Origin of the sequence: Oceanisphaera sp. (assembly GCF_052084945.1) — a bacterium.
In the GTDB taxonomy this organism is placed as follows: Bacteria; Pseudomonadota; Gammaproteobacteria; order Enterobacterales; family Aeromonadaceae; genus Oceanimonas.
The window spans coordinates 18578-23379 of sequence record NZ_JBQDEX010000030.1; the positions used below are offsets into that span (position 1 = coordinate 18578).

Consider the following 4802-nt stretch of genomic DNA (forward strand, 5'->3'; position numbering starts at 1 on the left):
CCCTTCCCGTAGGTGTTAGCCGTTAGCTTGGTGCTAGTCGCTGGGTACTCGGCGCTGTAATCATTTATCGTCTTTACGCTTAAAGTCACCTTCAAAAGTGGTGCCTTCTTTATTTTGAGACTGATTTAAATAGGAATCTAGACGTTCTTGTTGCTCGCTATCATCGGCTGTGTGATAACTGCCATCAAAGGTATGACCTTGATGAGGGGTGTTTCCTGATACGTTAACTCGACCAATAAAACGTTCAACCAATATATTACGTACAGGAGGTAACAACAAAAGTACACCACCAATATCAGAGACAAAGCCTGGCAAGAGTAATAATACCCCACTGAGTGCCAGCATCATGCCTGCTAACATCTCTCGCGCCGGTGTTTCACCTAAGTTAATTTTACGCTGGGCTTCCATTAACGTCTGAAAACCTTGAATGCGCACTAAGCTTATTCCCACAACAGCGGTTAATACAATCAGTGCTATGGTACTTAAAGCACCAATTTCTGAGCCAACCTCAATAAAAACAAAAATTTCCATCAGAGTCGCTGCAATAAATAGTAAAAAAATCTTACCCACTAAAACCTCATCTCGCGCCACATTGACACTTATTTAGGGTGAATATATAGATATGGGGACTAAAATTATCTTTTTCAAATCACCTCAGTGATCTTACCTTATAGCAGGGCTATAGTAACAAGCATCTTAATGTGTGAAAGGTGATTTATGCCCCCTACTGCGAAGCTTTTGACGATGAATGCATTATTCACGCCCTTTTTTTTGGCGGCGTCCTTGGTCGCCTTGCCGGTTCAGGCCGGGCTATTCGACTGGTTAGGTTTAAATAACACAGAACAGGCGCCTGCTCGTAGTGATTTTTTACCCGTCGATCAAGCCTTTGTTCTCACTTACCAACAAGCTCAGTCTGTGCTAGAGCTACACTTTGCTATTCAACCTGACTATTATTTATATCGTCACACCATAAATGTCTCGGCTAATGATACCGAATTAGGTGATTGGACCTTACCTCAAGGTACGCCGCACGAAGATGAGTACTTTGGCAAAAGCCAAGTGTATTATCAGCAACTAAAGCTTGAGGTGCCGCTTAAATCGGTAGCAAAAGGTGGCTCAGTTGCAGTGCATTATCAGGGCTGTACCACTGGCCTATGTTATCCCCCCCAAACCATTCAGATAGCCTTAAAATAACGCTATACGCCTTACGCTGACCGCAAAGGTACCGCGTTTTTAAGCTCGCCGCTGTCTTCAGCCGTCATCCTGACGAAAGTCAGGATCTCGGTTTAGTCTTTAAAACATAAAAGCGAGATACCAGCATGACGGCCTAAGGCAAGGGTGTTTTTCTTTAACTGACAGCTGCCTTTAAGCGCTGCTTCCCCCTTACTCCAGTGAATACTCAACATTGGTAACCACTCTGAGCTTTTTAGTCTCGGGCGTATAAGAATCAAGATCTGAGACCGAAAAATACCCCTGCTGAGCCGAGCGAATACTGCCTACTTTTGCACCTGCATCGTCAGCAAACTGGGCCGCGGCTTGGCGAGCATTGGCAGTCGCGTCCGCTATCATTTGTGGCTTTATGTCGTTTAACTGAGTAAATATATACTGAACTTTGTGCTCATAGCTTTGCGTTAACAGTATGCCTTGGCTTACTAACTTTGCAGATTCAGGCTGTGTTTTTTTCACACGATCTACTTGCTGGGTGCGTACGAGTAATACCGCATCCGCCTTATAACGTAATGGTGGGCGACCATCGCCATATTGGTTTGCCCACAAATCTTGCACCACAGGCGCGGCAAAGCTTAACTCTGAAACAGTAAACCCCGCTTGTGTTAAAAAGGTGCTAATTTTATTTTTATCGGCATCCACTGCCTGATACAAATGTTCTAAGCTGTCGGCAGAAACTGAAAAGCTAATCGGCCATAACACTAAATCAGCCTCTACTTCTCGCTCTGCTAGCCCTTTTACTGATACTAATCTATCGGCTTGCTTCCACAGTGTCACCGCATCTTTTAAGTAACTGCCGCTCCATATAAGGCCGACCGCTAAGGTAACCCCCAGCGCAAGTGCGGGACCAAGATTATTTTTATTCATCACAATACCTCGTTATGATTGCATATTATGTTAATAACTCATCACATCGTTTATGCCTGATATTGATCCTAAATGCACGTTAGCGCCGTTAACTGAGTCTATAAACTCACCCACACAATGGTACCTGTATTTATTACGCTGTCATGATGGCAGCCTATATACTGGTATTAGCTTGGATCCTAGACGCCGTTGCATAGAACATAATCAGCAGGCCTCTCGTGCTTCTCGCTATGTATGGGCACGCCGCCCAGCGTTACTGGTATGGCAACGAGCCGTCTTCAACCACACCCAAGCATTGCAACTTGAATATCGGCTTAAACGACTGACAAAAGCCCGTAAAGAGCGCTTACTACAAGAAGAACAACTGTGGATTGAGCTACAAGAAACAATAAAAACGGCGCCTTAAGGCGCCGTAAATAAGATAAGCTCGGAGTTTTTATTCGGCCGATGCTGCTTCAGCGGGTGCCTTTTCATCTTCTTCAGATTCAGCTTTAGGCTGGTCTGTGGCTTTAATGTCAAGCAGTTCCACTTCAAATACTAATACCGCGTTACCAGGAATTGTCCCAGCCCCAGCTTCGCCGTAACCCAGTTCAGCAGGGATCACAAACTGGTACTTAGCGCCCACTGGCATTAATTGTACCCCTTCGGTCCAGCCTGGGATTACTTGATTCAGTGGGAAGCTTGCAGGCTCACCACGCTCAACTGAACTATCAAAGGTAGTGCCGTCTACTAGAGTGCCAGTATAGTGTACTGTAACAACGTCTTCCGCTTTTGGTTTATCACCTTCACCTTCGCTCAGCACTTTATATTGCAGGCCCGACTCAGTCACAGTGACACCGTCAAGCTTGGCGTTTTTCTCAAGAAACTCAGTGCCTTCTTTTAGCGTAGCCGCTGCTTCTTCTTGGTTTTGTGCTTCAATAAGCTCATTAATATGCTCATCATAAGCGGTGAGCGCAGTTTGTATTTCTTCATCGCTCATTTGGCCGTTTTCGGTAAAGCCATCGCGCACACCACTTAAAATGGTGTCATTATCAAGATCAACACCCAGCTCTTGCTGTTTTTCAAGTGTTGAGCCAATGTAGCGTCCCATAGACAAACCAATGGCGTAGGCTGATTTTGCTTCAAAGCTGGTCAGCTCAGGCGCTGTTTTCTCTACTGCTGTTTTAGATGCATCAGAGGCCGGCGCAGACGCCTTATCATCATTACAACCACTCAGCCCTACAACGACCGCTGAGGCCAGCAAACTGACTTGTAACAGTTTTTTCATTATTTGCTCCAGAACAGGGGAAAATTCCCATGGAAAATGAGATGCTTACAAATTCAAACCTATACTACCGTCTCAGGCTGGTGATGCGAAAGCCCAAAACTATAAAAAAGCTCAACCCTCAGCTACGCATGATGCTATGCGTCATTTTTTTACTGATCTCGGGCTGCGATGGTGCAAGCGTAGCTACTAAGCAGCATAAATACGCCACCGGCTCAGTAATTGCTGCTAACACCAGCGCTAATGGTCAGTTTACCTTGATTGCAGCAGGAGGAAACCTGGTGCAAGTGTGGCAAAAGGGAGTAAATGAACCCATTTACCGCTGGCGCCAAGGTGAGCCAAGCGACAGTGTTTTGCTACACGCCATCTCGCCAGATAACCATAATGCGGCGACAGCCACAGAAACAACCGTGGCCTTATGGTCACTGCTTGATGGTAAAAACCAAGGATTTTATCAACTAAAACAACCGTTACGCGCATTGGCCCTAGCGGATAATGGCCATAGTTTACTTTTGGGCTATCAAGATGGCAGCGTAGAGTTTATTGATTTTATCAACCGCCGACGCTTATTGTTTATGGGGCATCAGCAAGCAGAACAACTTAGACAAAGCGGCCTGAATACTGAGCCTGTAGAGCCAGAACCCTCAAGTCGCAATCGGCGTATTAATGCCGTCGATTTATCAGCCAATGGCCGTTACGCCCTTACCGCCAGCGAAGATGGGCACGTACTCTTATGGCAAACCACAGACGCCGAGGTCATTAGCCAGTGGCAACACGAAAATAGCATTACTGTGGCGCGCCTAGGGCCCAAGGGCAAACTCGCCTTTAGCGGCGATGCACAAGGACAAGGCGAGGTACACGCCCTGCCCTCAGGCAAGCTCATCGCTCGCCTTCAAGTGCCCTATCGCGGACAAACCTTTGTCAGTGCCCGATTAAACCCCAGTAGTAATCAATTACTAACGGGCAGCACCTCTCGTCGCCTAGAGCTCTGGCAGCTAGACACAGGCCAGCTATTACAAGAGTGGCAAGTGGGCACTCACACTCAACTTCGCCCCGCCAGTGCCATGGTATTTGATGTCGCCTTTATCAATTCACGCCAAGTCTATAGCGTGAGTTCTTCTGGCTTAGGCGAAGTATGGGATCTCGATTTAACGTCCTCAAGAGAATCAAATGAATAACGACATTATCGAACGATTAGAACAGCTTGAAACGCGACTTGCCTTTCAAGACGACACCATAGAGCAATTAAACCAAGAGATTACCACTCAGGGTTACGAAACCGCACGGCTTAAAGAACAATTGAATCTGATGGTGAATAAGCTTAAAGATTGGCAGCACAACCAAACTGATACTCCAGGTGAAGAGCCGCCACCACCACATTACTAATACTTTGACATCCTCCCCTCCCTAAAGGAAGGGGATTCCTACAGATAGACGGCGATGC

General features: G+C 46.4%; 7 protein-coding genes. 4 read left to right on the forward strand and 3 right to left on the reverse strand.

Features of this window, described 5'->3' with window-relative positions; all coding sequences use genetic code 11:
• Positions 1-60: 60 nt before the first annotated feature.
• Entirely contained in the window at positions 61-531 is a 471-nt protein-coding gene (locus ACTHY5_RS04535) for an FxsA family protein (RefSeq protein ID WP_441876989.1), read from the reverse strand.
• A gap of 213 nt (positions 532-744) precedes the next feature.
• Here ACTHY5_RS04535 and ACTHY5_RS04540 point away from each other — a divergent pair, with 213 nt between their 5' ends.
• Positions 745-1194 (forward strand): protein-disulfide reductase DsbD domain-containing protein, encoded by a 450-nt coding sequence (locus tag ACTHY5_RS04540; protein ID WP_441876992.1) that lies wholly within the window; start codon positions 745-747, stop codon positions 1192-1194.
• A 189-nt stretch (positions 1195-1383) separates the two neighbouring features.
• On the opposite strand, the gene ACTHY5_RS04545 is transcribed toward ACTHY5_RS04540, so the two are convergent.
• Entirely contained in the window at positions 1384-2094 is a 711-nt protein-coding gene (locus ACTHY5_RS04545) for an SIMPL domain-containing protein (RefSeq protein ID WP_441876995.1), read from the reverse strand.
• 52 nt (positions 2095-2146) lie between these two features.
• Here ACTHY5_RS04545 and ACTHY5_RS04550 point away from each other — a divergent pair, with 52 nt between their 5' ends.
• Positions 2147-2500 carry a GIY-YIG nuclease family protein gene (locus ACTHY5_RS04550; protein ID WP_441876998.1) on the forward strand — a complete coding sequence of 118 codons (354 nt, stop codon included), beginning with the start codon at positions 2147-2149 and terminating at the stop codon, positions 2498-2500.
• A 30-nt stretch (positions 2501-2530) separates the two neighbouring features.
• Here ACTHY5_RS04550 and fkpA read toward each other — a convergent pair whose 3' ends face one another.
• Positions 2531-3361 (reverse strand): FKBP-type peptidyl-prolyl cis-trans isomerase, encoded by an 831-nt coding sequence (fkpA, locus tag ACTHY5_RS04555; protein WP_441877001.1) that lies wholly within the window; start codon positions 3359-3361, stop codon positions 2531-2533.
• Between the two features lie 83 nt (positions 3362-3444).
• On the opposite strand from fkpA, the gene ACTHY5_RS04560 reads away from it, so the two are divergent.
• Positions 3445-4536 (forward strand): WD40 repeat domain-containing protein, encoded by a 1092-nt coding sequence (locus ACTHY5_RS04560; RefSeq protein ID WP_441877004.1) that lies wholly within the window; start codon positions 3445-3447, stop codon positions 4534-4536.
• Positions 4529-4744, forward strand: coding sequence for a SlyX family protein (locus tag ACTHY5_RS04565; RefSeq protein WP_441877007.1), 216 nt, complete (start codon positions 4529-4531; stop codon positions 4742-4744). The genes ACTHY5_RS04560 and ACTHY5_RS04565 overlap by 8 nt, the downstream gene beginning before the upstream one ends.
• Positions 4745-4802 lie beyond the last annotated feature (58 nt).